The 25,624-nt window shown below is 62.4% G+C and carries 26 protein-coding genes and 3 tRNA genes (1 of these 29 only partly in view); 12 read left to right on the forward strand and 17 right to left on the reverse strand.

Going from position 1 to position 25,624, the window contains the following annotated elements; translation table 11 throughout:
• Positions 1-79 precede the first annotated feature (79 nt).
• Complete coding sequence (locus V6765_RS10885) at positions 80-748, forward strand: glutathione S-transferase family protein (RefSeq protein WP_448428600.1); 669 nt, start codon at positions 80-82, stop codon at positions 746-748.
• A 97-nt stretch (positions 749-845) separates the two neighbouring features.
• Positions 846-1,268: a nucleoside-diphosphate kinase gene (ndk, locus tag V6765_RS10890; RefSeq protein WP_448428602.1), complete on the forward strand. Its 423-nt coding sequence runs from the start codon at positions 846-848 to the stop codon at positions 1,266-1,268.
• A 54-nt stretch (positions 1,269-1,322) separates the two neighbouring features.
• On the opposite strand, the gene V6765_RS10895 is transcribed toward ndk, so the two are convergent.
• From V6765_RS10895 to V6765_RS10920, 6 genes are all read right to left on the reverse strand, one after another.
• Complete coding sequence (locus V6765_RS10895) at positions 1,323-2,030, reverse strand: DJ-1/PfpI family protein (RefSeq protein ID WP_292058409.1); 708 nt, start codon at positions 2,028-2,030, stop codon at positions 1,323-1,325.
• Positions 2,031-2,142: 112 nt separating this feature from the next.
• A complete protein-coding gene (locus V6765_RS10900; RefSeq protein ID WP_448428604.1) occupies positions 2,143-2,604 on the reverse strand; it encodes a molybdenum cofactor biosynthesis protein MoaE in 462 nt (153 codons plus the stop codon).
• Between the two features lie 4 nt (positions 2,605-2,608).
• On the reverse strand, positions 2,609-2,863 hold the full coding sequence (gene moaD, locus V6765_RS10905; protein ID WP_448428606.1) for a molybdopterin converting factor subunit 1: 255 nt from the start codon (positions 2,861-2,863) through the stop codon (positions 2,609-2,611).
• On the reverse strand, positions 2,860-3,456 hold the full coding sequence (pgsA, locus tag V6765_RS10910; protein WP_230718245.1) for a CDP-diacylglycerol--glycerol-3-phosphate 3-phosphatidyltransferase: 597 nt from the start codon (positions 3,454-3,456) through the stop codon (positions 2,860-2,862). The genes moaD and pgsA overlap by 4 nt, the downstream gene beginning before the upstream one ends.
• 128 nt (positions 3,457-3,584) lie before the next feature.
• Positions 3,585-5,600, reverse strand: a complete 2,016-nt coding sequence (gene uvrC, locus V6765_RS10915) for an excinuclease ABC subunit UvrC (protein WP_448428609.1) — start codon at positions 5,598-5,600, stop codon at positions 3,585-3,587.
• Positions 5,597-6,358: an SDR family oxidoreductase gene (locus V6765_RS10920; RefSeq protein WP_448428611.1), complete on the reverse strand. Its 762-nt coding sequence runs from the start codon at positions 6,356-6,358 to the stop codon at positions 5,597-5,599. Before V6765_RS10920 ends, uvrC begins: the two co-directional genes overlap by 4 nt.
• Positions 6,359-6,659: 301 nt before the next feature.
• Between V6765_RS10920 and V6765_RS10925 the strand changes: the two genes are divergently transcribed.
• Positions 6,660-7,304 (forward strand): outer membrane protein, encoded by a 645-nt coding sequence (locus V6765_RS10925; protein WP_448428613.1) that lies wholly within the window; start codon positions 6,660-6,662, stop codon positions 7,302-7,304.
• A gap of 77 nt (positions 7,305-7,381) precedes the next feature.
• Here the strand turns inward: V6765_RS10925 and V6765_RS10930 are convergent, their stop codons facing one another.
• The gene (locus V6765_RS10930; protein ID WP_448428615.1) at positions 7,382-7,984 is read right to left on the reverse strand and encodes a glutathione S-transferase; all 603 of its coding nucleotides are present in this window, start codon (positions 7,982-7,984) and stop codon (positions 7,382-7,384) included.
• Positions 7,981-8,868 (reverse strand): 23S rRNA (adenine(2030)-N(6))-methyltransferase RlmJ, encoded by an 888-nt coding sequence (locus V6765_RS10935; protein ID WP_448428617.1) that lies wholly within the window; start codon positions 8,866-8,868, stop codon positions 7,981-7,983. The genes V6765_RS10930 and V6765_RS10935 overlap by 4 nt, the downstream gene beginning before the upstream one ends.
• Before the next feature lie 98 nt (positions 8,869-8,966).
• Between V6765_RS10935 and V6765_RS10940 the strand changes: the two genes are divergently transcribed.
• Positions 8,967-9,560 (forward strand): NUDIX domain-containing protein, encoded by a 594-nt coding sequence (locus V6765_RS10940; RefSeq protein ID WP_448428619.1) that lies wholly within the window; start codon positions 8,967-8,969, stop codon positions 9,558-9,560.
• Positions 9,561-9,576: 16 nt separating this feature from the next.
• Here the strand turns inward: V6765_RS10940 and V6765_RS10945 are convergent, their stop codons facing one another.
• Both V6765_RS10945 and V6765_RS10950 read right to left on the reverse strand, forming a co-directional pair.
• A complete protein-coding gene (locus V6765_RS10945; RefSeq protein WP_448428621.1) occupies positions 9,577-11,154 on the reverse strand; it encodes a hypothetical protein in 1,578 nt (525 codons plus the stop codon).
• A 115-nt stretch (positions 11,155-11,269) separates the two neighbouring features.
• Positions 11,270-12,043 (reverse strand): NAD kinase, encoded by a 774-nt coding sequence (locus tag V6765_RS10950; RefSeq protein ID WP_448428623.1) that lies wholly within the window; start codon positions 12,041-12,043, stop codon positions 11,270-11,272.
• Between the two features lie 165 nt (positions 12,044-12,208).
• Between V6765_RS10950 and V6765_RS10955 the strand changes: the two genes are divergently transcribed.
• Positions 12,209-12,284, forward strand: a tRNA-Thr gene (locus V6765_RS10955).
• Positions 12,285-12,480: 196 nt separating this feature from the next.
• The gene (gene tig / locus V6765_RS10960; protein ID WP_448428804.1) at positions 12,481-14,079 is read left to right on the forward strand and encodes a trigger factor; all 1,599 of its coding nucleotides are present in this window, start codon (positions 12,481-12,483) and stop codon (positions 14,077-14,079) included.
• Positions 14,080-14,165: 86 nt separating this feature from the next.
• Here the strand turns inward: tig and V6765_RS10965 are convergent, their stop codons facing one another.
• The 5 genes from V6765_RS10965 to sfsA form a co-directional block, all read right to left on the reverse strand.
• On the reverse strand, positions 14,166-14,981 hold the full coding sequence (locus V6765_RS10965) for an aminoglycoside phosphotransferase family protein (protein ID WP_448428625.1): 816 nt from the start codon (positions 14,979-14,981) through the stop codon (positions 14,166-14,168).
• Positions 14,982-14,984: 3 nt separating this feature from the next.
• Positions 14,985-16,397, reverse strand: coding sequence for a Si-specific NAD(P)(+) transhydrogenase (gene sthA / locus V6765_RS10970; protein WP_448428627.1), 1,413 nt, complete (start codon positions 16,395-16,397; stop codon positions 14,985-14,987).
• Between the two features lie 228 nt (positions 16,398-16,625).
• Positions 16,626-17,423 carry a RadC family protein gene (gene radC, locus V6765_RS10975; protein WP_448428629.1) on the reverse strand — a complete coding sequence of 266 codons (798 nt, stop codon included), beginning with the start codon at positions 17,421-17,423 and terminating at the stop codon, positions 16,626-16,628.
• A 50-nt stretch (positions 17,424-17,473) separates the two neighbouring features.
• The gene (map, locus tag V6765_RS10980; protein ID WP_448428631.1) at positions 17,474-18,307 is read right to left on the reverse strand and encodes a type I methionyl aminopeptidase; all 834 of its coding nucleotides are present in this window, start codon (positions 18,305-18,307) and stop codon (positions 17,474-17,476) included.
• Positions 18,308-18,339: 32 nt separating this feature from the next.
• Positions 18,340-19,047, reverse strand: coding sequence for a DNA/RNA nuclease SfsA (sfsA, locus tag V6765_RS10985; protein WP_448428806.1), 708 nt, complete (start codon positions 19,045-19,047; stop codon positions 18,340-18,342).
• Positions 19,048-19,112: 65 nt separating this feature from the next.
• On the opposite strand from sfsA, the gene V6765_RS10990 reads away from it, so the two are divergent.
• The 6 genes from V6765_RS10990 (at position 19,113) to recJ (ending at position 25,332) form a co-directional block, all read left to right on the forward strand.
• Positions 19,113-19,505, forward strand: a complete 393-nt coding sequence (locus tag V6765_RS10990) for a GFA family protein (RefSeq protein WP_448428633.1) — start codon at positions 19,113-19,115, stop codon at positions 19,503-19,505.
• 77 nt (positions 19,506-19,582) lie between these two features.
• Positions 19,583-19,777, forward strand: coding sequence for a hypothetical protein (locus V6765_RS10995; protein ID WP_018065958.1), 195 nt, complete (start codon positions 19,583-19,585; stop codon positions 19,775-19,777).
• A gap of 182 nt (positions 19,778-19,959) precedes the next feature.
• On the forward strand, positions 19,960-21,177 hold the full coding sequence (locus tag V6765_RS11000; RefSeq protein ID WP_448428636.1) for an LL-diaminopimelate aminotransferase: 1,218 nt from the start codon (positions 19,960-19,962) through the stop codon (positions 21,175-21,177).
• Between the two features lie 305 nt (positions 21,178-21,482).
• Positions 21,483-21,911 (forward strand): acyl carrier protein, encoded by a 429-nt coding sequence (locus tag V6765_RS11005; RefSeq protein ID WP_448428638.1) that lies wholly within the window; start codon positions 21,483-21,485, stop codon positions 21,909-21,911.
• A gap of 173 nt (positions 21,912-22,084) precedes the next feature.
• On the forward strand, positions 22,085-23,398 hold the full coding sequence (locus tag V6765_RS11010; RefSeq protein WP_448428640.1) for a homoserine dehydrogenase: 1,314 nt from the start codon (positions 22,085-22,087) through the stop codon (positions 23,396-23,398).
• A 119-nt stretch (positions 23,399-23,517) separates the two neighbouring features.
• A complete protein-coding gene (gene recJ / locus V6765_RS11015) occupies positions 23,518-25,332 on the forward strand; it encodes a single-stranded-DNA-specific exonuclease RecJ (protein ID WP_448428642.1) in 1,815 nt (604 codons plus the stop codon).
• 48 nt (positions 25,333-25,380) lie between these two features.
• On the opposite strand, the gene V6765_RS11020 is transcribed toward recJ, so the two are convergent.
• A tRNA-Glu gene (locus tag V6765_RS11020) sits at positions 25,381-25,455 on the reverse strand.
• 115 nt (positions 25,456-25,570) lie between these two features.
• Positions 25,571-25,624 (reverse strand) — tRNA-Glu (locus V6765_RS11025) (it continues 121 nt past the right edge of the window).

Below are 25,624 nucleotides of genomic sequence, written 5' to 3' on the forward strand. Positions count from 1 at the left end.
ATGGGTGACAGAAACAAGTTTCATGAGTCATCATCGGTAAACTTGCTAGGCTTGCTCCCAGGACGGAAGGAACTCATCCATGGCTCGTATTCTCTACACGCTTTGCGGCGCGGATCCGGACATCCGCTTTTCCCCCCATTGCTGGAAAATTATCCTGGCCCTCAGACACAAGGGGCTCGACTTTGAGGAAAAGCCCGTCGGCTTCACCGAGATCGCGAAGCTCGAGAACGGGTTTTCGAAAACCGTGCCGATCCTGAAGGATGGCGACAAGCTGATCGCCGACAGTTTCGCGATCGCGCTCTATCTGGAGCAGACCTATCCGGAAGCGCCGTCGCTGTTCAAGGGCGAGGGCGGAACCGGCATGGCGCGGTTCGTCGAGGCCTATTCCCAGTCGACACTGCATCCCGCCATCACCCGGATCGCGGTCAAGCATATCCACGACATGCTCTCCCCGGTCGATCAGGCCTATTTCCGCGAAAGTAGGGAAGCCCGTCTGGGAGCCACGCTGGAAGAGGTTGCGACCGGGCGTGAGGCGGAAATCGCCGCCTTCGCCGACAAGCTGAAGCCGCTGAGGGTGATGCTGGCGAAGCAACCCTTCATCGGCGGCAGCGAGCCGCTGTTTGCCGACTACATCATCTTCGGCGCGCTGCAATGGGCCTTCCTAACCGGCAATCCGGGGCTTCTCGATCCCAACGATCCGGTGATGAACTGGTTCGAGCGCTGCGAGGGCTTCACCGAAACGTCATAAACGCGAGCCGCGCAAATTCGTCGTCTCCGCCTGCTTCCATTTTGGCCGAAACCGCTTTATACACCGGCCAAATTTCATGAACGCAAAGGACGACAACATGGCGATTGAACGCACTTTTTCGATGATCAAGCCGGATGCCACCAAGCGCAACCTGACCGGCGCGATCACCAAGGTTTTCGAGGAAAACGGCCTCCGCGTCGTCGCCTCCAAGCGGGTATGGATGGCAAAGCGCGAGGCGGAAGCCTTCTACGCCGAGCACAAGGAGCGTCCGTTCTTCGGTGAGCTCGTCGAGTTTATGTGCTCGGGTCCGACCATCGTTCAGGTTCTGGAAGGCGAAAACGCCGTGCTGAAGAACCGCGAGATCATGGGTGCGACCAACCCGGAAAAGGCCGATGAGGGCACGATCCGCAAGACCTTCGCGCTGTCCATGGGCGAGAATTCGGTTCACGGCTCGGACGCGCCGGAAACCGCCAAGCGCGAAATCGCCTTCTGGTTCTCCGAAACCGAAATCGTCGGCTGATTTACCGGCCGAACCGACTTTCAGAACCCGCGGCTTGCCCGCGGGTTTTTTGTATCAGCCCTTGCGCGCGGCGAGGCGTTCGGCGGCGCGTTCGCTGGCAGAGCGGCGGCTGGACTGGAACATGTGGAGGCGGGCCCTGACGGCGTCGACGATCTCCGGCGGCGCGGTTTTCGGCGTGCCGCAGCGATAGGGCGGCTCGGGATCGTATTCCATCTGCAGCTGGATCTGCTGCGCCGTGGCCCTGTCGGTCATGTCTTCCACCACCCGCAAGGCGAAATCGATGCCGGAGGTGACGCCGGCGCCGGTGATGCGATTGCGATCCACGACCACGCGCTCATGCACCGGCTTGGCGCCGAACAGCGCGAGCTGCTCGACCGAGGTCCAGTGCGAGGTGGCGCGGTAGCCCTCCAGCAGGCCCGCCGCTCCCAGCACCAGCGAACCGGTGCAGACCGAGGTCACCAGCCGGCAGCCCGGCGCAATCCGCCGCAGGAAGTTCAGCGTCTCGTCGTCGTCCATCAGCGCGATCTGGCCGGGGCCGCCGGGAACGCAGACGATATCGAGGCTCTGGCACTGGCCGAAGGTGGTGTTGGGCAGTACGCGCAGCCCGCGATCGACGATCACCGGATCGAGGTTTTTCCAGAGAAACTTGATGTTGGTGCCCGGCATGCGGTTGAGAACGTCGGCGGGCCCGAACAGATCCAGCTGGGTCAGGCCAGGATACATGATCAAGCCGACATCTATGGAAGCGGCATTGGCGGGCATGGCGGACCTCGTCGCGCGGTAAATCGATTGAAAGACGTCATAAGCAGGATAGAGCGATTTACAATCCGGGCAAGCCCTGCAATCGCGCTTCTACAGCAAGATCGTGACCGTTTTATTGCCAGCGGTCGCGGGCATGGTCATCCTGTTCGCGGGCGCTGACCCATTCGCCGGCGCCGCCATCCTTCAGGTGTTCCTTCTTCCAGAACGGCGCGTCGGTCTTCAGGAAGTCCATGACGAAGGATGCGCCATCGAAGGCGGCATGGCGGTGGCTGGCGGCGGCAATCACCACCACGATCGGATCGCCGGGCAGCATGCGGCCGAACCGGTGGATCACCGTCAGACCCAGCAGGCCGAAGCGGTCGATCGCTTGAGCGCCGATCCGGACAATCTCCTCCTCGGCCATGCCGGGATAGTGTTCGAGCTCCAGCGCCTCAAGCCTGCCGCCCTCATCGCGGCAATGACCGGTGAAGCTCACCGTCGCTCCGATATCCGGGCGGCCTCTTGCGATATCGTCAATTTCTGCGGCGATATCAAACGCTTCTGCCTGTATCCTGATCTTCGGTGTGATCTGCATTACCTTACCCGCCCGTCATCGGGGGAAACAGCGCGATCTCGCGCGCGCCGGCGATCGGGGCGTCATGCTCGGCATGGAACTTGTCGAGCGCGACCCGGATCACCTCCGGTTCGGCAAGGGCCGCGGCATAATTGTCGCCGCGCGCCTGCAGGAAGGCGAGCAGGCCGGCGACGTCCGTCACTTCGGCCGGAATCTCCAGTTCCTCCTCGCTGGTCCCGATCCGCTCGCGCACCCATGCGAAATAGACGAGCCTGGTCATCGCTCCGCCTCCACGACATGTTTCAGCCCGGCGCGGAAGTAGTCATAGCCGGTATACATCGTCAACGCGGCCGCGACCCAGAGCAGAACGATGCCGAGATTGGTCGTGTAGGGGATCACCTTGTCGCCGGCGGGGCCGGCCAGCAGCAGGCCGATCGCCACCATCTGGAAGGTGGTCTTCCATTTGGCGATGCGGGTGACCGGAACCGAGACCTTTAGCCCTGCAAGATATTCGCGCAGGCCCGAGACCAGCACCTCGCGGCACAGGATGATGATCGCCGCCCACAGCGACCAGCCGGCAATCGTACGCTCGACATCGGCGGCGAGCAGCAGAAGGCAGGTCGAAACCAGCAGCTTATCGGCGATCGGGTCGAGCATGCGCCCGATATTGGAGGTCTGGTTCCAGGCGCGCGCCAGATAGCCGTCGAAGAAATCGGTGATCGAGGCGATCAGGAAGATCGTCAGCGCCGCCCAGCGGGCGAAATCGGAGCTTGAAAGCTTCCCCTCCAGGAAAAAGCAGAGCACGATCAGCGGAACCGCCAGAATGCGCCCATAGGTCAGGAGGTTGGGTAGATTGTAAGCTTTCGATGCCATCGCGTCATTCCGTGTGCTCGGGCGGGCCGGTCGCGCCCCGCCGCAAGATGCTTCCAATGCAACCCCTCGGTCAATGCGGCGCGGCATTAAACCTGTGACAGGTTTTCAGATTCTCCGAAAGCCGGCCGTCATTTGCCGCCGCCCTCGTGAAAATGGTCGTAGATCAGCCGCGCCATCGCCTCGGAAATCCCGTCGACGCCGGCAAGGTCGGAAAGCCCGGCACGCGAGACGGCCTTGGCCGAGCCGAAATGCTGAAGCAGCGCGCGCTTGCGCGACGGCCCGATTCCCGCGATCTCGTCGAGCGGGTTCCTGACCATCTCCTTCTTGCGCCGCGCCCGGTGGGAGCCGATCGCGAAGCGATGGGCCTCGTCGCGCAGGCGCTGGATGAAGTAAAGCACCGGATCGCGCGGCGGCAGCGAGAAATCGGGCCGGCCCGTCATGAAGAAGCGCTCGCGGCCGGCCTCGCGGTCGGCGCCCTTGGCGACGCCGATCGCGGTGACCGCTTCGGTGATGCCGAGGTCTTCCAGGATCTTGCGCACGGCCGACATCTGCCCCTGTCCGCCGTCGATCAGGATCACGTCCGGCCAGGCGGGGAAGGGAGCTTCTCCGTCGCCCTCCGGCGCAGCACCTCGGTCGGGAATGCCGTGCTCCTTGATCAGCCTTGCGAACCGGCGGGTCATGACCTCGCGCATCATGCCGAAATCGTCGCCGGGCGTGATCTCGGTCGATTTGATGTTGAACTTGCGGTACTGCGCCTTCACGAAGCCATCGGGACCGGCGACGATCATGCCGCCCACAGCATTCGTGCCCGTGATGTGGGAGTTGTCGTAGACCTCGATCCGGCGCGGCGGGTGGGGCAGGCCGAAGGTTTCCGCAAAGCCTTCCAGCAGGCGCGATTGCGTGGCGGTCTCGGCAAGCTTCCGGCCATGGGCCTCGCGGGCATTGGCAAGGCCGTGCTCCACCGCCTCGCGCTTTTCGCCGCGCTTCGGCACGGTGATCTGTACCTTGCGCTCGGCGCGCTCCGAAAGCGCCAGTTCCAGCAGCGCCTGCTCCTCGATCTCTTCCGACAGGAATATATTCCTCGGGATCGGTTTGTCGTCGTAGAACTGCGCCAGGAAGGCGTTCAGGATTTCCGCGCCGGTGAGCGACGGGTCGGCCTTCGGGAAATAGGCGCGATTGCCCCAGTTCTGGCCGGTGCGATAGAAAAACACCTGAATGCAGCAGAGCCCGCCCTCATTGTGGATCGCGAACACATCCGCTTCCTCGATGCCGGCCGGATTGACACCCTGATGGCCGAGCACGTGCGAAAGCGCGGACAACCGGTCGCGATAGATCGCTGCGCGCTCGAAATCGAGGTTTTCGGAGGCCGCATTCATCGCATCGGCGAGTTCGGCATGGACCTGCTTGCTCTTGCCCGACAGGAAGGCGCGGGCCTCGTTCACCAGTTCGGCATAATCCTCTTTCGATATCTCGCCGGTGCAGGGCGCGGCGCAGCGCTTGATCTGGTAGAGCAGGCAGGGGCGCGTGCGGCTTTCATAAACGCTGTCGGTGCAGGACCGGATCAGGAAGGCGCGCTGCATGGCATTGATGGTGCGCCCGACCGCGCCGGCAGACGCGAAGGGGCCGTAATAATCGCCCTTGCGGGCGCGCGCGCCGCGGTGCTTGAACAGGGCCGGCGCCTCGTGATCGCCGGTGATCAGGATATAGGGAAAGGACTTGTCGTCGCGCAGCAGAACGTTAAAGCGCGGCCGCAACCTCTTGATAAGGTTGGCTTCGAGCAGCAGCGCCTCGGTTTCCGTCCTTGTGGTGACGAATTCCATATGGGCCGTCTGGGCGACCATGCGGGTGATGCGGTTGGAATGGCCGCGGCCTTGCGCATAATTGGTGACGCGCTTTTTCAGCGACCGCGCCTTGCCGACATAGAGCACGTCGCCATTGGCGTTGAACATGCGGTAGACGCCGGGCGCATTCGGCAGGCGCTTGACGAATTCGGCGATCAGCGCCGCGCCCTTCAGCGCGTGTTCTTCGCTCGCAGCGTCATTCCACTGGATCGCGTCGGGCGAGGGCACCACCGCTTCCGGCAGACCGTCGTCGTCATCTTTTTCGTCGTAAACAATGCCGCCGTCAGGCGCGTTGCGTGTCATTCATTGATACCCGTTACGTCAGGTGTTTCCCAGGCCAGGTGCTGCCCGCCATCAAGCGCGATCATCTGGCCGGTGATCGAGGGCGTTTCATAGAGATAGCGAATCGTCGCCGCGAACTCCGACAACGCCGGTCCTCGTCTTAAGATAAGCGTTCCGATCTGGCTTTCAAAATCCTCGTCGCTCTGGCGGATGTTTTTCAGTGTCGGACCGGGGCCGATGGCGTTGACGCGGATCTTCGGCGCGAAGGCCTGCGCCATGGTCTGCGTGGCGGTCCAGAGCGTGCTCTTGGACAGCGTGTAGCTGAAGAAGCGCGGCGTGAGCGCCCAGACCCGCTGGTCGATCATGTTGACGATCAGGCCGTCATCCGTCTGTTTGGCGAAATGCTCCGCCAGGATCAGCGGCGCCTTCACATGGATCGCGAAATGACGGTCGAAACGTTCGGCGTTAAAATGCGCGGCCGCGTCGTCCTCGAACAGCGAGGCGTTGTTGACCAGAATATCGACCGGCCCCATCGCCTCATTCACGGCCGCAATCAGCCCGCCCGTCTGGTCGCCGTCGAGAAGGTCGGCCGTGAAAACCCGCGCATCGATTCCGGCTTCACGCAGCGATTGCGCGACCGATTCCGCCGCCTCGACGCTGCGATTGGCATGGATTGCCACATTGAAGCCGTAATTGGCCATGCCCTCGGCGATGGCGCGGCCAAGTCTTTTCGCGCCGCCGGTGACAAGAACGGTTCTGGAGCGCGGGTTTTGCTGCATATGTCGATCCTTTGGACGGCGTTGCGAAGCTTATATCGTCTTGTCGCAGCAACAACAAAGTGGAAGTTGGCGCGCTTACGGCGCGGGGCGGAAGCGTCGACCACGCAGCAATACGGCAAAATTTAAATATAAATAATGTATTAACTCTGATTTTCTCAGTTTATTTTTGTATAAATCCATTGTTAACGATATATATGACGTGTTCAGCGGAAGCATTGATAACATAATTAATCGCGCCTATCTCATTTCTTAAGTGCTATACGCGCAGATACGATAGCGAAGCACAAAAAGGAGAGACAAGATGCGGAATTTCAAAACGACGACCGCCGTCGCGATGGCGGTACTGGTAAGCGCTGGCGCGGCACAGGCCGCAGACGCCATCGTCTCCACCCCTTATGAGCCGAGCCCGGTCAGCTACGCCCCGCCGGCCAAGATTTCGAACTGGAGCGGCTTCTACCTCGGCGGCGCCGCCAACTGGGACTGGGGCACGTTCGACGAGGGCGACTTCAACGCTGATGGTTGGGGCGGCACGCTGTTCGGTGGCTACAACATGCAGAACGGCAACATCGTCTACGGCGTCGAAGCCGACCTCGCCACCTCGAATCAGAGCGAAGTCGTGTTCCCGAGCGTGAAGATGGAACAGGGCGTCAACGGCTCGCTCCGCGGCCGCGTTGGTTACGCCATGGATCCGGTTCTGCTTTACGGCACCGCCGGTCTCGCCGGTTCCAAGCTGGTCGCCAAGCAGGCCGGCGACAAGGATACGCAGATGGGCTGGGGCTGGACGGCCGGCGCCGGCGCGGAAGCCATGCTGACGGACAATATCTCCGCCCGCCTGGAATACCGCTACACCGATTACGGCAAGCAGGATTTCAAGCTGAACGGCGCGACCTATGAACGCGGCTTTCAGGAAAACACCGTCAAGGTCGGTCTCGGCGTTCACTTCTGAGAACCCGACAATGCCTGATGCAGGGGAGGCTCGCCGCAAGGCGGGCCTTTTTTCGTTCGGGCGGGAACCGCGGCGGGCTATGCCTGCGGGCGCAGACGGCCATAATCGGGAAAGCGTTCCTCGAATGCCGCCGGCCAGTTGACGAGGCGCACGCGGTGCTCTTCCCACTGACCGGGAAAGCGCAGCATCAGATAGCCGAGCAGGCTCGCAAGCGCGAAATGGCCGGCATTGAGCCGCTTGCCGAATTTCGGCGGATGGGCATCCAGATGATCAAGCCCGCGGCGCACCTTGTCCCACTGGCGGTCGACCCAGGGCTGGTGCCAGGCCTCCGGAGAGCGAAACCGCGTCTCGTAGATCACCAGAATGGCGGCGTCGCAGATGCCGTCGCAGAGTGCCTCGGTGCGTTCCACCGCCGCGCGCTTTTCCGGGCTGCGCGGATAGATGCGGGCATCCTCGCCGGCAATCGCGTTCAGATAATGCATGATGGTGCGGCTGTCGTAGAAGGTCTCGCCCTCGTCGGTGACCAGCGTCGGGATCTTGCCGAGCGGGTTGGCGACCAGCAGGTCCTCCGGATTGTCCTGCGTCGCCGTCGGCACAAGCTCGAGCCCGATGCCAAGATGGTGGGCCGCCATCACCACCTTGGTGGAGAAGGGCGAGGCGGGGGCGTAAAACAGTTTCATCGGCCGTCTTCTTTCTCGTGAGCGGTCTCGCCGGCGATCCAGAAGCTTCTGGCGCGGGCGAAACGGTCCTGCGCCAGGCAGGTCTTCAGATAGGGCAGCAGAATATCGAGTTCACCCGCCAGCGTATAGGGCGGATTGACGATGACGAGGCCCGAGCCCGCAAGCCCCTCGGTGTCGCGCTCGCTTTTGACGACAAGCTCCGCGCAGAGGATTTTCGGGATCGCCAGTTGCTTCAGTTTCTGGTGGAAGGCGGCAACCGGTGCGCCGTTCTTGATCGGATACCAAAGCAGGTAGGTGCCGGTCGCGAATCGGCGGTGGGCCTTCGCCAGACCGTCGGCGAGACGATCGAACTCGCCCGGCTCCTCGAACGGCGGATCGACCAGAACGATGCCGCGCCGCTCCTTCGGCGGCAGATGGCCGGCTAGCGCAAGCCAGCCGTTGAGATGGGTCGCGCGGACCTGATAGTCGCCCTCGAAGGCCGCATGCAGGGTCTCGAAATCGGCAGGATGCAGCTCCATCAGCGAGAGCCGGTCCTGCTTGCGAAGCAGCATGCGGGCAAGCCGCGGCGAACCCGGATAGGATTTTATTCCGCTGTTCGGCCCCATTCCCGGATTGAGCGCGCGCACGCAGTCGAGATAGGGGGCGAGCAGGCGAGCGATAGTGTCGGGCAGGTCGGCGTCCAGCAGCCGGCCGATGCCGTCGCGCCATTCTCCGGTCTTTTCCGCTTCCCCGCTCGAAAGATCGTACTGGCCGATGCCCGCATGGGTGTCGAGAACCCGGAAGGCTGCGTCCTTGCGCTTGAAATAGCCGATGACATTGGCGAGCACAGCGTGTTTCAGGACGTCGGCGAAATTGCCGGCGTGGTAGATATGGCGGTAATTCATCGCGTCCTCGCATTGCCTTTGGCCGGGATGGTATTAAGAGTCTCGCCATCGCTTTACAAGCGGCTCGCCGCCCGCTCGCTTTCAACAAGGACTTCCCCATGACCACGGATCGCGCCCGAATCCTCCAGAAAAACGTGCTGTTCGAAGGCTGGAGCCGGATCGTCGAATATGTTTTCCATTACCGCGACAGTAAGGGGCGTGACAGCGACCGGTCCTGGGAGGTCTGCGAGCGGCCGGAGGCCGCTTCCGTTCTGGTCTATGACCGCGATCTCGGCAGGTTCGTGCTGGTGCGCCAGTTCCGCGTTCCGGTCTTCGCGCTGGGCGGGCGCGACGGCTTTCTGCTCGAGGCCGCCGCCGGTCTGGTTGATGACGGCGAGACGCCGCGCGAGGCCGCGATCCGCGAGGCTCGCGAGGAAACCGGCTATGCGGTCGGCGAACTCATCCCCGTCAGCGCGATGATCCCCGCGCCGGGCATCCTCACCGAGGTGGTCCACTGTTTCGCAGCGATCGCCGACGGCAGCATGCGGGTTGAAGATGGCGGCGGGCTCGCCGACGAGCACGAGGACATCGAGATCGTCACGCTCACGCTCGACGAAGCAATGGCAATGGTCACTTCCGGCGAGATCAGCGACGCCAAGACGATCATCATGCTGCAATGGGCGGCGATGAACCGTCAGATTTTCGGACTGTGAGAGAAAGGCGGGTGCGCTAATCCTTCTCATAGACCTTCAGCGCGCGCGGCACCTGCAGCGCGTCGAAGCCGATAGCGACAAGCATGCCGTGCTCTTTAAGAAGCCCGTCGACCACTTCGATATCGCCGGCCCCGAGCACGAGGGCCGTCGGGCTGATCGGCGTCGCCGCGAGCCGTTCCACGATCGCATCGCGTCTGCCCCAGTTCCCCATGACTTGTGGGGTTGCGTCAAGCCATTCGCGCATTCTGCGGATCACGTCGACGGTATCGCGCACCACGGGTGGGCGAGGGTAGAGAATCGCCAGAGGCGTGGCGGTGAAATTGCCGGATGGTTCCTCAGCATAAAATCGTACGGAAACGATGTCGGCGGAAGCCGCTATCGGCGCCAGCGCCTGATCATCGAAGGCTTCGACAACCATCGGCTCGAGGCGGCGGATGGTGGTGGCGGGGCTGCCCCATAACGCCGCCTGGCGCTCCGCCGACAACTCGCCGGCATAGTCGAGCATGCCGGCGGCTTCGCTCGTGCCGTCAAGGTCGGCATGGTCGGCATCGGGATAGAGGGAGAAAGCGCCTTCTTGCGGCAGGTAATACCGGGCGAAGCGTGTCGTCGCGAAATGTCCGAGCAGTTCGCCAACCGTCTCCTTTTCCGTTTCCGTCGCATCGCTCCAGACATATCGCGTCAGAAACCGGAAGCCGCGATCCTGGTCAATGATCCAGCGGTGCTGGCCGTCGGGGGTGTCGGGCATCGGACGGGAGAGACCGGCAATGGCCGAGGCGAAGATGCGGTCGGTATAGCGCAACGGCATGTCGGGGTGGATATTGTTGCCATCGGAATCGACGAACATCTTGATGATCTTGCCGCTGTCGCCGATATCGCCGCCGCCGATCATTTCGCCGGTGCTTCTGTCGCGCGGCCCCCACAGGCCGGTCTTAGGGTTCTGATTGTCATAGAACCACTGATAGAAAGCGTGTTTCCACTCATCGGAGAAACCATAAATGCCGAGCCGTTCATCCTGTTCGATGAGATCCTGAAGCTCGATCGCGCTGACGAAGGCCGGCTTGATCTTTCGTCCGATCCAGCCGACGCGGGACACGTCATCGAGCATGGCCCTCAGCCCGTCGGGCGTGCCGATCTCGTCGAGAAACGCCAAAGGGTATTCTAGCGAAAACGGCTCGCCGGCCTCCAGGGACAGCGTCTCGATCAGGTTGATCATATTTGCCGTGACGCCGATATAGGCAACCACCGCATCGCTGCCGTTCGGATAGAAGGCGCCGGTCTCGGGATTTTGAAGGTTGCGGTAGAAATCCAGCTTCTCATCCGGACTGGCGAAGGCAGGTATTTTGACAAGTCCTTCTCTGGACGTCATCACATGATGAATCCCGTTCAGGCGTGAAATGCCCGCAAGATACTGCCCGGTATCGAGATAGTAGGAAACGCTCAGCAATTCGAACTCGAAGGGCGAAAGGTAATACCCTTCTTCCTTCAGTTCCTCATTCGCCGCGAAGATCGCCTTGACCTGGTTGATCTCAAAGCCGACCAGCGCGGCAACCGATACGATCGCCAGCGTGACAAGCGACAGGACTGCCACAAGCATTCTCTTGCTGCCAGACATAGGTCACTCCATGAACGCGTTGCCGGAGGACGGCTATCTTCCGACCGCTCATTGTTCATGGTTGAAGGACGATGTCTTTGATGTCGCGCAAATGGCCTCAGTCCGAAAACTGCTCCGCCAGTATCCGCTCCGACCATGATCGGTTCGGGTCGGAGAGCACCTTGGCGCGGGCGTCGGGGTCCTGTTCGATGCGGACATGGAGCACGTGCTTGACCTCGGTGTGGTCGGCGAAGGCGTTGACCAGGCGCTTTTCGGGCTCCAGCGCCACGATATCGACGACGGCGGTGTTGGGCAGCAGTGCGCCGCGCCAGCGCCGGGGGCGGAAGGCGCTGACGGGGGTGATCGCCAGAAGCGGCGCCTCCAGCGGGATGATCGGGCCGTGGACGGAGAGGTTGTAAGCGGTCGATCCGGCGGGTGTGGCGACCAGAATGCCGTCGCAGGCGAGCTCCGGCAGGCGCACCCTGCCATCGACGCTGACCTGCAGCTTGGCGGCCTGGTGCGACTGGCGCAGCATAGAGACCTCGTTGATCGCGAGGGCGATCGACGAGGTTCCGTCGGCATTGCGCGTGGTCATGCGCAGCGGCCGCAACTCGTTGACGTCGGCGGCCGCCAGACGCTCCAGCAGGCCGCCGGTCGCGTACTCGTTCATCAGGAAGCCCACCGAGCCGCGGTTCATGCCGTAGACCGGGGTTTCGGAGTTCATGTATTCGTGCAGCGTCTGCAGCATGAAGCCGTCGCCGCCCAGCGCCACGATGAAATCCGCCTCGTCCGGGGGCACATTGCCGTAAAGACTTGTGAGTTCGGCTAGGGCCACCTCGGCATCTTCGGTTCCGGAAGACAGAAAGCAGAGGGCGGGTGTGGTCTTTGGCATATCGCTTTTCCGTTCGGGTTTGGCGCGGGGGCCAGATCACCCGAGCGGGCCGTCATTTGCAAGCCCTTCGCGCCGCCGATCTTCCCGGCTGCGCCAAAATAGCGGCGAAATAGATGATTTTTTCGTTTTACAGCTGGGCCAAATCTGATAGTTGGCATGCCCAATGCCCTTGTAGCTCAGTTGGTAGAGCATCTGATTTGTAATCAGAGGGTCGCGGGTTCGAATCCTGCCGGGGGCACCAAGCCGCTTTCAGGGTGACCGCCAGGGCGTCGAATTCGACACTTCCGGCAGGTAGACGCCCTGGCGCCATTTTGCCCAAGCCCGGAAAAGCTTGTCAAAATGCCAAGGATATTGCAAGAAGTCGCGCCCGGCCATGACGCCGCGTTTGCGCATGTAACCCAACGGCTTTCAAGCCGATATGAAATGAAGGTATGGATATGCAGGTAACCGAAACGCTCGCCGAAGGGCTGAAGCGCGAAATCAAGATCACAGTTCCTGCGGATGATCTGAAGGCGCGCATGAACGAACGCCTGGCGGACGCCAAGGACAAGGTCCGCATCAACGGCTTCCGTCCGGGCAAGGTGCCGATGTCGCACCTCAAGAAGCTCTACGGCAAGTCGGTCATGGCTGAAATCGTCAACGAGACGCTGCAGGAAAAGCCGCAGGCCGTGATCGCCGAGCGCGGCGAGCGCGCCGCCGGCCAGCCGAAGATCGACATGACCGAGGACGAGGGCGAGGCCAACAAGGTCCTGAACGGCGAAATCGATTTCGAATTCACCGTATCCTACGAAATTCTGCCGAAGTTCGAACTGCAGCCGACCGACGGCCTGAAGGTCGAGCGCCCGGTCGTCGACATTTCCGATGAGGAAGTCGAGGAGCAGGTCAAGGCCGTTGCCGAAAACGCCCGCGAATACGAGACCAAGAAGGGCAAGGCCGCCAATGGTGACCGCGTCACCATCGACTATGTCGGCAAGATCGACGGCGAAGCCTTTGATGGCGGCGCCGACACCGATTCGCAGCTCGTGCTCGGGTCCAACCGCTTCATCCCGGGCTTCGAAGAGCAACTCGTCGGCGTCAAGGCCGAAGACGAGAAGCAGGTCAAGGTCACCTTCCCGGAAGACTATCCGGCCGCCCACCTCGCCGGCAAGGAAGCCGTTTTCGACGTCACCGTGAAGGAAGTCGCCTCTGCCGGCGAAATCGAGATCAACGATGCGCTGGCTGAAAAGCTGGGTCTGGAATCGGCCGATCGCCTGCGCGAACTCGTGCGTGAACAGATCGTCGGTCAGTACAACCAGTTCACCCGCCAGAAGGTCAAGCGTCAGATCCTCGATCAGCTCGACGAACAGTATTCCTTCGAAGCCCCGCAGTCGCTGGTCGATGCCGAGTTCGAAAACATCTGGCGTCAGGTTCAGGCCGATCTGGAGCGTTCGGGCAAGACCTTCGAGGATGAGGACACCACGGAAGAGGAAGCCCGCGGCGAATACCGCAAGCTCGCCGAGCGCCGCGTCCGTCTCGGCCTGGTGCTCTCCGAAATCGGCGAGAAGGCCGGCGTTCAGGTTTCCGACGAGGAAATGCAGCGCGCGCTTTACTACCAGATGCGTCAGTATCCCGGCCAGGAGCAGGAAATCCTGAAGTTCTTCCGCGAAACCCCTGGCGCTCAGGCCTCGCTGCGCGCACCGATCTTCGAGGAAAAGGTTGTCGACCATCTGCTCGAAGGCATCGACGTCAAGGATGTCACGGTCTCGAAGGAAGAGCTGATGGCGGACGACGACGACGAGGTTGCTGCGGCAACCAAGAAGTCTGACGAAAAGCCCGCCGCCAAGAAAAAGGCCGCGCCGAAGAAGGCCGCTGCCAAGGCCGACGATGCCGCGACCGAAGAAAAGCCTGCCGCCAAGAAGGCGCCGGCCAAGAAGGCCGCTCCGAAGAAGGCTGCTGCTGCCAAGGCTGACGCCGACGCTGACGAGAAGCCTGCGCCGAAGAGAAAGGCTCCGGCCAAGAAGGCTGCACCGAAGAAAGCCGACGACAGCGCCGAATAAGCCTGCGGCTTTGTTGATTTCAAGCCCGCCCGGTTCGTCCGGGCGGGTTTTTTTTGTTGCCTGTCGATCTCCAAGGTTCTCGACTGTCAGCCTTGCGCAAGCCGGTCGAGCGCGAACCCTCCGACCGTCAGTGGAATTTCGGCTCGGGGATCGTCATCCCGCTGGAACCAGATGGCCGAAAGGCCGCACCAGGCGATGATCCAGCGGAGCAGGCGCGTCCGGTCGAGATCGGCGGCCGCTGAAATGATGTCCAGTCGGCGGTCGAAGCGGTTCTGGTCGCGCGCGATCATCGCGTCCGGGACATCGATATCCGGATTGCAGAAGATATTGGCGAAGTCGAAGGCGCGCTCGCCGTAAAGCCCCTTGGGATCGATGGCGAGAAAGCCGCGTTCGCCGAAATCCAGAATGTTGCCGTGATGCAGGTCGCCGTGTAGCGGGCGGAGATCTAGCGGATCATCCAACAGGCGGCGCGCCTCGGCTGCCGCGCGGGTGAGGAATGGATGCTGACCGGTCCTTGCCTCCAGCAGCGCCCGGAAATAGCGGTCGAGCGGCGTCATCGCGGGCAAAGGGGCAGGGCGGTCGACATGCAGCCGCGCGGCGGTGGCGCAAATATGGCGGCAGGCGCGGTTATCCTCGCCGGCCAGCGACAGGGCGGTGAGCGCGACCGCTCCCGTCGCCCGTTCCATCAATATCGCATCGTCGGTTTCGGCGAGGACGCGGACGGCGCCATCGCCGTCCCACCATTTGAGCAGGCCGGCACCGATGGCTTCCTCCGGATCGGTGAACCGCTTCAGCATCGCCGGCTGGCCGTCGCGGAGCACCGGCAGCAATGTGCCGGTCGCCGTCACGATCGGCGGTCCGTCCGAGGTCAGCCGCCATTTGGCCAGCAGCGTGTCGAACACGCCCTATTCCTGCTCGGCGGCTTCCAGCATCGCGATCCTGTTGGAGGCATCGAGGCCGGCGATCTTGTAGGCTTCGGCAAGGGTAGGATAGTTGAAGGTGTTCTCGACGAAGTATTCCACCGTTCCCTTCAGGTTCAGCACCGCCTGGCCGATGTGGATCAGTTCGGTCGCACCCTCGCCGACGATATGGACGCCGAGCAGGCGATGGGTCTTCAGCGAGAAGATCATCTTCAAAAGGCCGTTCTGAATGCCCATGATGTGGCCGCGCGAGGTTTCGCGGAAGAAGGCGATGCCGCATTCATAGGCGATGCCGCGCTCCTGGATTTCCTCCTCGGTCATGCCGCAGGTCGACATTTCCGGCACGGCATAGATGCCGTAGGGGAAGAATTGCGGCGGCTCCTCGGCTTCAGCGCCCACGGCGTGGCGGGCGGCGATCCGGCCCTGTTCCATCGAGGTCGAGGCAAGGGCCGGAAAACCGATCACATCGCCGGCGGCGTAGATATGCGGCACATCGGTCTGGAAGGTGATCGGATCGACCTTGATGCGGCCGCGACGATCGGCCTCCAGCCCAACGGACTGCAGGTTCAGCGTGTCGGTCGCGCCCTGGCGGCCGGCGGCGAAAAGCACCGATTCGGCCATCAGCACCCGGCCGTTGGAGAGCGTGACGCGGGCCTTGCCGTCGGCGATCTTCTCGACCTTGTCGGCGCCCGCGCCGAACAGCAGCTTGACGTTGCGGTCACGCAGTTGGGCGGCGAAATTGTCGCGGATCTCGCGGTCGATGAAATCCAGCATGCTGTCGCGCGGCTCGACCACGATCACCTGGGTATCGAGCGCGGAGAAGATCGTTGCGTATTCGATGCCGATCACGCCGGCGCCGACGACGATCATCGAGCGGGGAATATGCGGGATGTTCAGCAGCTCGTCGCTGTCCATCACCGTCTGGCCATCGAAGGGCACGTTCGGCGGGCGATAGGGCCGCGTGCCGACCGAGATCAGCACCGCTTCGGCATGCACCCGCTGGATCTCGCCGCTGTCCTTCTCGATCTCGATCGTATGGGGATCGACGAAATGGGCGAAGCCGCGCACCTGCTCGACGCGGTTGCGCTCGAACTGCCATTCCAGCACGTCGATCTCGTAATCCAGCGTCTTGATCAGGCGGGCGCGCAGATCGTCGGCGGTGATCTTCTGCTTGACCCGGTAGGAGCGGCCGTAGAAGCCGCGCTCGCGCCAGCCGGTGAGGTTCAGCACGGTCTCGCGCATCGTCTTGGAGGGGATGGTGCCGGTGTGGACCGAGACGCCGCCCACCTGAGAGCCCTTGTCGATGACGAGCGCGGTCTTGCCGAGTTTGGCGGCCTGCACCGCGGCGCGCCGGCCGGCCGGACCGCTGCCGATGACGACCAGATCGTAAGAATTCATAAAATCACCCCGATTTGGTTATTCAAATTCAAAGACATGTGCCGGAAGGCACAATCCTGTCGTTCTGCCGCATGTCCGCCGTCGCCGGATGATACCGCCTGACATGCGAAATGCTCTACGTGAGATGGTTCCCGCGCCGCAACAGCGCGGAGTTCGCGGCGCAATATGGTCCCGCTCCGTGATGTTTTCATTACATACAGCCACAAGCTGCATGCCGAGTCCATGGCCTCAGATCAGCTTTAACCCCTTGAAGCTGACATAGCCATCCTTGCCGATGATGATGTGGTCATGAACCGTGATGCCCAGCGGCTTGGCGCTGTTGATGATCATATGGGTCATGTCGATATCCGCGCGCGACGGGGTCGGATCGCCGGAGGGGTGATTGTGGACAAGAATGATCGCCGTTGCCGACAGTTCCAGCGCCCGCTTGATCACCTCGCGCGGATAGACCGGGGTGTGGTCGATCGTGCCGATGCCCTGGATTTCATCGGCGATCAGCTTGTTGCGCTTGTCGAGGAACAGGATGCGGAACTGTTCGCGGGTCTCGTGCGCCATCGCGGCATTGCAATAATCGATAACCGATGACCACGATCCGAGGATCGGCCGATCCTTCAGCGAGCTCTTCAGGCTGCGCTGGGCAAGCGCGGACATCAGCTTCAGATCGAAGGCGACGGATTCGCCGATGCCCGAAACCTCCTGCAGCAGTTCCGCCGGCGCGCCGAACACGCCGCCAAGCGAGCCGAACCGTTCGATCAGCGCCTTGGCGATCGGCTTGGTGTCGCGGCGCGGGATCAGCCGGAACAGCAGCAGTTCGAGGATTTCGTAGTCGGCGAGCGCGTTGGCACCGCTTTCCCTGAAACGGGCGCGCAGCCGGTCGCGATGGCCGTGGACATGGCTTGGCGTCTTGTCACGGATATCGCCGCCCCTAAACGGGCGTTCGGGCGGCTGGTCGGCGAAGAAGGTCCGCTCGTCGGGTCCGTCTTCTTCAAGGCCGGCTGGTTTGCCTTTGGCGGGCGGTTTCTTCATGCGGCTCCTGGAGCGATAGCAGGCAACATCGGTTCCAATCCTGAAACGGCCTAAAGCGCGGGCGTCAGCCCCGGACGGTCGAAGCCGCCGGGCGACAGCGTGAAAACCTCGCAGCCATCGCTGGTGACGCCGACGGTGTGCTCGTACTGGGCCGAAAGCGAGCGGTCGCGGGTGACCGCGGTCCAGCCGTCGTTCAGCACCTTCACATGCGGCTTGCCGAGGTTGAGCATCGGCTCGATGGTGAAGATCATGCCTTCCTTCAGTTCGGGCCCCTCGTTCTTGCGGCCGTAATGCAGAATGTTCGGCGCGTCATGAAACAGCCGGCCGACGCCGTGGCCGCAGAAATCGCGCACCACCGAGCAGCGCTCGGTTTCGGCATAGGTCTGGATCGCCTCGCCGATCGCGCCGGTGCGCGCGCCGGGCTTCACGGCGGCAATGCCGCGCAGCAGCGATTCGTAGGTTACTTCCAGCAGCCGTTCGGCCGCCCGCTTCAATTGCCCCACCGGATACATCCGGCTCGAATCGCCGTGCCAGCCGTCGAGGATATAGGTAACGTCGACATTGATGATGTCGCCCTCGCGCAGCGGCTTGGCATTGGGCATGCCGTGGCAGACGACATGGTTGATCGAGGTGCAGCTTGCATATTTGTAACCGCGATAGCCGAGCGTTGCCGGCACCACGCCGTGGTCGAGGCCGTACTGCAGCACGTGGCGGTCGATTTCTTCGGTGGTGACGCCGGGCTTGATCAGATCGGCGAGGCTGTCGAGACAGCCGGCGGTGATGCGGCAGACCTGGCGCATCTTCTCAAAACCTGCCTCATCATAAAGGCGGATCGTACCGTCATTCTTCAGCGGCGCTGTTGCCGCATCGGCGTAATTTACCATGGTCATCCTCCGCACCGCCCTGGCGTGTGCGCTTACATGTTATCAACCAATACTGTACCATCTGGCGTGATGCTGTCACGGGATACATTGCATTTTATCGCATAGGCCTCGACGCCGGCGCGACGGGCGCATTTGAAGGCCTCGGCATAGACCGGGTCAAGATCGGCGGCGATGGCGAAGCGTTCGCAATCGCCGCGCTGGATCAGGTAGACCATCGCCGCCCGTTTTCCAGCCGCGACCATATCCGCGAGCTCGGCCAGATGCCGGGTTCCGCGCGCCGTCGGCGTATCGGGAAATTCCGCAAGGCCGGGCGTGCGGATGAAATGGACATTCTTGACCTCGATGTAAAGGTCGGGCCGATCCTCGGCCGACAGCAGCATGTCGATGCGGCTCTGGCGGCCATATTTCTGCTCGCGCCGGATCACGGGATACTCGGCAAAATCGTCCACCAACCCCATCCGGATCGCCTCTTCGGCAAGCCGGTTCGGCAGACCGGTATTGACGCCGACGACGGTGCCATCGGCCTCGATCAGTTCGAAGCGGTGGGGATATTTGCGCTTGCCGTCGTCATTGCGCGACAGCCAGATGCGCGAGCCGGGCGTATTGAGCCCGAGCATCGACCCGGTATTGGGGCAGGAACCGGTGATCGTCTCGCCGGTTTCCTCCAGAACGGCATCGAACAGGAAGCGCTTGTAGCGCCGGATCAGCGTTGCCGGTATCAAGGGAGGATCGAACTGCATGGCCATGCGTTTTAGCCTTTCAAGCGGCGCTGGCAAGTGGCTGCCGCCAACATGGAGTGAAGCTGATGGAATGGACAACGGGCGGATGCCTTTGCGGCAGGGTGCGGATTGCGGTCTCGGGAGAGCCCTATCGGGTGGGTGTGTGCCATTGCCTCGATTGCCGCAAGCACCACGGCGCGCCGTTTCAGTCCTTCGCCATCTTCCCGGAGACCTCCGTCAGCATTGAAGGGGAGGCCAGTTGCTTCGAGGATCGTTATTTCTGCCAGACCTGCGGTTCTCCGGTCTATGCGGTGAGCGGCGATGAGATCGAGATCAATCTCGGCACGTTCGATCAGCCCGACCGCTTCAAACCGACCTACGAATTGTGGACCATCCGCCGCGAATCCTGGCTTCCGCTGCTGCCGGTCGCCCATCGCTACGAGCGCGACCGGGAAGGCGAGGGGCGAACGGAAGACTGACCAGCTTGCGCCGCGCTTCCAAACCGGGCAGATTTGCCGGGACTGATTTGCGCCGCCGCGGCGAACGGAGAGATGCGATGAAATTCGGCCGGATGATCTTGAGTGTAACCCTTGTGGCGGCGGCCTCGCTTCTTGCCGCCTGCTCCACCACCTGCGGCGAGCCGGACGTCTGCGATACCGGAACGGCGGCCTATCCCCAGTTTACCGATGAGGAGGTCGCGACCATGACGACCAAGCTCGACGGGCTGGCCGGGATCCCGGCCCCGCAGTAGCCTTCGAAACCCTCCGTCCTGGGCCCATCCTGTGGCAAGGATGAAACAGAGTATTAGGATTTCTGCCGCAAAATCGACGCAAGTGCAGTTGATTGTTGCGTCGGGCCGGTTTTTCCTGCTCTCGTTTCGATGATCCTTCGAAAGGCAAGGATCGTTCAACCCAGTGTTCCAAGAGGAAGAAGATGGAAGAGTTCCACAAGGTCAGGCGACTGCCGCCATACGTTTTCGAACAGGTCAACCGTTTGAAAGCGAGCGCGCGAGCGGCGGGCGCCGATATCATCGACCTTGGCATGGGCAATCCCGATCTTCCGACCCCGCAATCCGTGGTCGACAAGCTGTGCGAAGTGGTACGCGATCCGCGCACCCACCGTTATTCTTCGTCGAAGGGCATACCGGGTCTGCGCCGCGCCCAGGCCGGCTATTACGCCCGCCGTTTCGGCGTCAAGCTGAACCCGGAGACGGAAATCGTCGCCACGCTCGGCTCCAAGGAAGGCTTCGCCAACATGGCGCAGGCGATCACCGCGCCGGGCGACATGATCCTTTGCCCGAACCCGACCTATCCGATCCACGCCTTCGGCTTCCTGATGGCCGGCGGCGTGATCCGCTCGATCCCGGTGGAGCCGGATGACAGCTTCTTCGGACCGGTCGAGCGGGCGGTCAAGCACTCGATCCCCAAGCCGATCGCGCTGGTGCTCAACTATCCGTCGAACCCGACCGCGCAGGTCGCAAGCCTTGATTTCTACCGCGAGGTCGTGGCCTTCGCGAAGAAGCACGAGCTTATCGTGCTCTCCGATCTCGCCTATTCGGAAATCTATTTCGACGGCGCGCCGCCACCCTCCGTGCTGCAGGTTCCGGGCGCAAAGGATGTGGCCGTCGAGTTCACCTCGATGTCCAAGACCTATTCGATGCCCGGCTGGCGCATGGGCTTTGCTGTTGGCAATGAACGGCTGATCTCGGCGCTGGCGCGGGTGAAGTCCTATCTCGATTACGGCGCCTTCACCCCGATCCAGGTCGCCGCGACCCATGCGTTGAACGGCGACGGCTCGGATATCGAGGAGGTGCGCTCGATCTACCACAAGCGCCGCGACGTCATGGTCGAAAGCTTCGCCAAGGCCGGCTGGCAGGTGACGCCGCCGGCGGCGACCATGTTCGCCTGGGCGAAGATCCCTGAGCCGTTTGCGGAGATGGGCTCGCTCGAATTCTCAAAGCTGCTGGTGGAAAAGGCCGACGTCGCCGTGGCTCCCGGCATCGGCTTCGGCGAGCAGGGCGATGATCATGTGCGCATCGCGCTGGTCGAAAACGAACACCGCATCCGCCAGGCCGCGCGCAACCTCAAGCGCTTCTTCGCCACCACTGAGGTCGCGCCCGACAACATCGTGTCGCTGAAGGCGCACCGGTAATCGCTCGCACGCTTCCCCTGCTGTCCCTCAATCACAGGAAGGCGAAAGCCTTCCTGTTTTGGTGTGTGGAGTGGTATAACTCAGTGCTAGGGATGGCGCTTGTGTCGCCAATAGTAAAAGAAGACAATTAATTTCGAAAATACTAAAGTATTGAATTGCAGAATATAACTATTTTTCAAATGTGAATTGTATTGTAAATCTATGGTGGCGAAACAATACGTCATCATCCCAGGCCGAATTCAGGGCTTTGATATTTTGACGGAAGCGCTTGTGCCTATCCATCGAGTGGGACGGGAGTGGAGGTCGTGGGAAATGTCGGCGAAGACAGGGAGAGCATAGATTTGAAACCCAGTCTTTCCCTTCGATCACTCAGGAGTCGGAAGCGCCTTTTTCAGCCTTCCGCGACGCTGTTCATGCCGAACTTCGGACATGGCACGGAGCGCAGGAACGGTGATGTTGAATTTCGGTCAATGGAAAGGAACCGGGAAGAAGGGAGAGAGGGCGATACTTTCTCCCGCGTGAAGACAACAATCATGGGTGTTATTGGCTCAGCCGAGCGCGACGTGCACGAAGCAGCGATCCTTGATGACCTGGGCATAAATTCGCTGGATATTCTCGAGCTGGGAATGGCCCTTGAGGAAGAGTTCGGGGTGATGATCCTGGATGAGTATCTGCTTTCCAGCGAGACCGTGGGCGATCTGGTCGAAACCATTCACCACGCACGCCCGATCTAGAGGCGGGTCTGCTCCGAAGGTGAAGCGTGAGCGTGAATGCCAGCGATCATGCGTATCTCTTCGCTCGCTCTCCCAAAATTCCCGGCGCTGATGTTTCATTTGCCTCCGAAACGATCTAAATGAAGCGCGGACGCTTGTGTCCGGACGTGAAATTCGGTCAGTAGGAATACCCCATGGCAGATGCCCTGAAAATCGGCGTCGCCGGTCTTGGAACCGTCGGCGCTTCGCTTGTGCGCATCATCAGCGAGCGACATGAAAACCTCGCCACCGCCTGCGGTCGCGCCATTACGGTGACGGCGGTTGCGGCGCGCGACCGCGGCAAGGATCGGGGCATCGATGTCACTTCGGCCAAATGGTACGACGATCCGGCGGCCATGGCGCGCGAGGGCGATATCGATGTGCTGGTCGAACTGATCGGCGGCGCGAGCGGGGCAGCGAAGGACGCGGTGAACGCGGCGCTGGAGCGGGGCATTCATGTCGTGACCGCCAACAAGGCGCTTCTTGCCGAAGCCGGCGTGGCGCTTGCCGCCAAGGCCGAGGAAAAGGGCGTGCTGCTGAACTTCGAGGCGGCCGTCGCCGGCGGCATTCCGGTGATCAAGGCGGTGCGGGAATCGCTTACCGGCAACACCATGACCCGTGTCTACGGCATCATGAACGGCACCTGCAATTACATCCTGACCCGGATGGAGAAGGAAGGGCTTTCCTTCGAGGACTGCCTGAAGGAAGCCCAGCGGCTCGGTTATGCCGAGGCCGATCCCTCCTTCGACATCAACGGCAATGACACCGCCCACAAGCTCGCGATCCTGACATCGCTCGCCTTTGGCTGCGAGATTTCCTGCGACGATATCTATCTCGAGGGCATCTCGAACATCACCCAGGACGATATCCGCGCGGCGGCCGAGCTCGGCTATCGCATCAAGCTCCTGGGCGTTGCCCAGCGCACCGGCGGCGGCATCGAGCAGCGTGTGCATCCGACCATGGTGCCGCATGACACCGTGATCGCCCAAGTCGACGGCGTCACCAATGCGGTGGCGATCGAATCCGATATTCTCGGCGACCTGCTGATGGTCGGCCCGGGGGCAGGCGGCGACGCCACGGCGTCTGCCGTGCTCGGCGACATCGCCGACATCGCCAAGTCGCGCCCCGGCGCGCAGACGGTGCCGGCGCTCGGCCGGCCGGCGAAATCGCTGGAGCCCTACAAGCGGGCGCGGATGCGCAGCCATGAGGGCGGCTATTTCATCCGCATGCGGGTCGCCGACCGGATCGGAGTCATCGCGGCGATTGCCCGGCGCATGGCCGACAACCAGATTTCTCTGGAGTCGATCGTCCAGCATTCGGCCAACGGCGAGCGCGACGCGCCGACCAAGACCATCATCATGGTGACCCACGCGACCACCGAGCTTTCGATCCGCAACGCGGTGAAGGCGATGGAGAGCGATGGCTATATCGTCGGCAAGCCGCAGGTCATCCGCATCGAGAAGCCCTGAGCGGTCTCTGGCGTCCGGGCGGCGCGCCCGTCACTTTCGGGCCGCCTACAATCGGGCGATGACATTGCCGCACACTTGGCGCTATGAAGGGCGGGACTTCAAAGCGGAGCCGAGGCCTGATGACTGACCATGCTGCCCAGCGAAAGCCGAGCCCAAGGGCGTTCCTGGGCGTGGAGCGTTCCGCGCGCGAATTGCGCTGGGTGCCGCGTCTGGGGCCCGCCGGCGAAAACCGGGCGCTGGCCATGGCGCAGAACCATGGTCTTTCCGAACTGATCGCCCGCGTTCTCGCCGGCCGCGATGTGCCGGTTGACGATGCCCCCGCCTTTCTCGACCCGACCTTGCGCTCGCTGATGCCGGATCCGTTCAGCCTGACCGATTGCGAGGCGGCCGTCGCCCGGCTCCTCGATGCCGTGAAGCGGTCCGAGAAGGTCGCGATCTTCGGCGATTATGACGTTGACGGAGCCTGTTCGTCGGCGCTGATGTACCGCTTTCTCACCATGCTTGACCTTGAGGTCGAGATCTACATTCCCGACCGCATCTTCGAAGGCTATGGGCCCAACCCGCAGGCGATCGAAAGCCTGATACGGGACGGCGCGAAACTGATCGTGACCGTCGACTGCGGCTCCACAAGCCACGAATCGCTCGCCGCCGCGAAAGCGCGCGGGGTCGATGTCGTGGTCATCGACCACCATCAGGTTGGCGTCGACCTGCCGGAATGCGCGGCCCTGGTGAACCCAAACCGCGAAGACGATCTTTCGGGGCAGGGGCATCTCTGTGCCGCGGGCGTGGTATTCCTTGTTCTGGTGGCCGCACACCGCGCGCTGCGACAGGCCGGCGATATGCGCGCCGGGCGCATCGATCTTCTCTCCTGGCTCGATCTGGTGGCGCTGGCCACCGTTTGCGATGTGGTGCCACTGAAGGGCCTGAACCGCGCCTATGTGGTCAAGGGCCTGATCATTGCCCGTTCGCTCGCCAATCCCGGCCTTGCCGCGCTGTTCAAGCGGGCGGGCCTCGCCGGGCCGGTGACGCCCTATCATCTCGGCTTCCTGATCGGCCCGCGCATCAATGCCGGCGGGCGGATCGGCGACGCGGCGCTCGGAAGCAGGCTTCTGACCGTCGATGACACGGAGGAGGCGGAGGCGATTGCCGAACGCCTCGACCAGCTCAACCGCGAGCGCCAGGCGATCGAGGCGGCGATGCTGCAGGAGGCCGAGGCCGACGCAATCGCCGAATTCGGCGATGGCAGCGGCGCGGGCGTGATCGTCACCGCGCGGCAGGGCTGGCATCCCGGCATTGTCGGTCTTTTGGCCTCGCGGCTGAAGGATCGATTCGGGCGACCGGCCTTCGCCATCGCCTTCGATGCCAATGGCCGCGGCACCGGCTCCGGGCGCTCGATCTCGGGTTTCGATCTCGGGCGCATGGTGCGTCTCGCGGTGGAGCAGGGGCTGCTGGTCAAGGGCGGAGGCCATGCCATGGCCGCCGGTCTGACGGTGACGCGCGAGAAGCTCTCGGCGCTTCGGGCCTTCTTTGAAGATCATGCCCGCGATGCCGTCGAGGCGCTCGCGGCCGACGCCGTGCTGAAGATCGACGGCGCGCTCAGCGCCTCTGGCGCAACGCTTGATCTGATCGACAGACTTGAGGCGGCGGGTCCCTATGGCTCCGGCCATCCGCAGCCGGTGTTCGCGCTGCCGCAGCACCGGGTGCGCGACGCCCGCGTGATCGGCGCCGGCGGACATGTGAAGGTGCGGCTTGAAAGCGCGGAGGGGACGGCGCTGGACGGCATCGCCTTCCGCGCCGCCGACAAGCCTCTGGGCGAGCTTCTGCTTGGCAGCCGCGGGCGCAGCCTGCATGTCGCGGGAACGCTTGCCGGTGATCACTGGCAGGGCCAGCGCCGGGTGCAGCTGCGAATCATTGATGCAGCCGTTACATCATAAGATGAAATGCGGGGAATTCTTTCGGCCGGGAAACCGAAGGTATTGAAATGGCACGCCCTAGGGGAATCGAACCCCTCTTTCCAGAATGAAAATCTGGCGTCCTAACCGATAGACGAAGGGCGCACATTTCAAAAACGGCGGTCACCGCAAAGCCGGAACCGCCGCCGCAGCAAACATCATTCTCGGAGATTTAACTCCGGATACATCCCGCAAAAGGCCAAAGACCTGCAGCAAAGGATGGCACGCCCTAGGGGAATCGAACCCCTCTTTCCAGAATGAAAATCTGGCGTCC

This window comes from Martelella sp. FOR1707 (genome assembly GCF_053484265.1).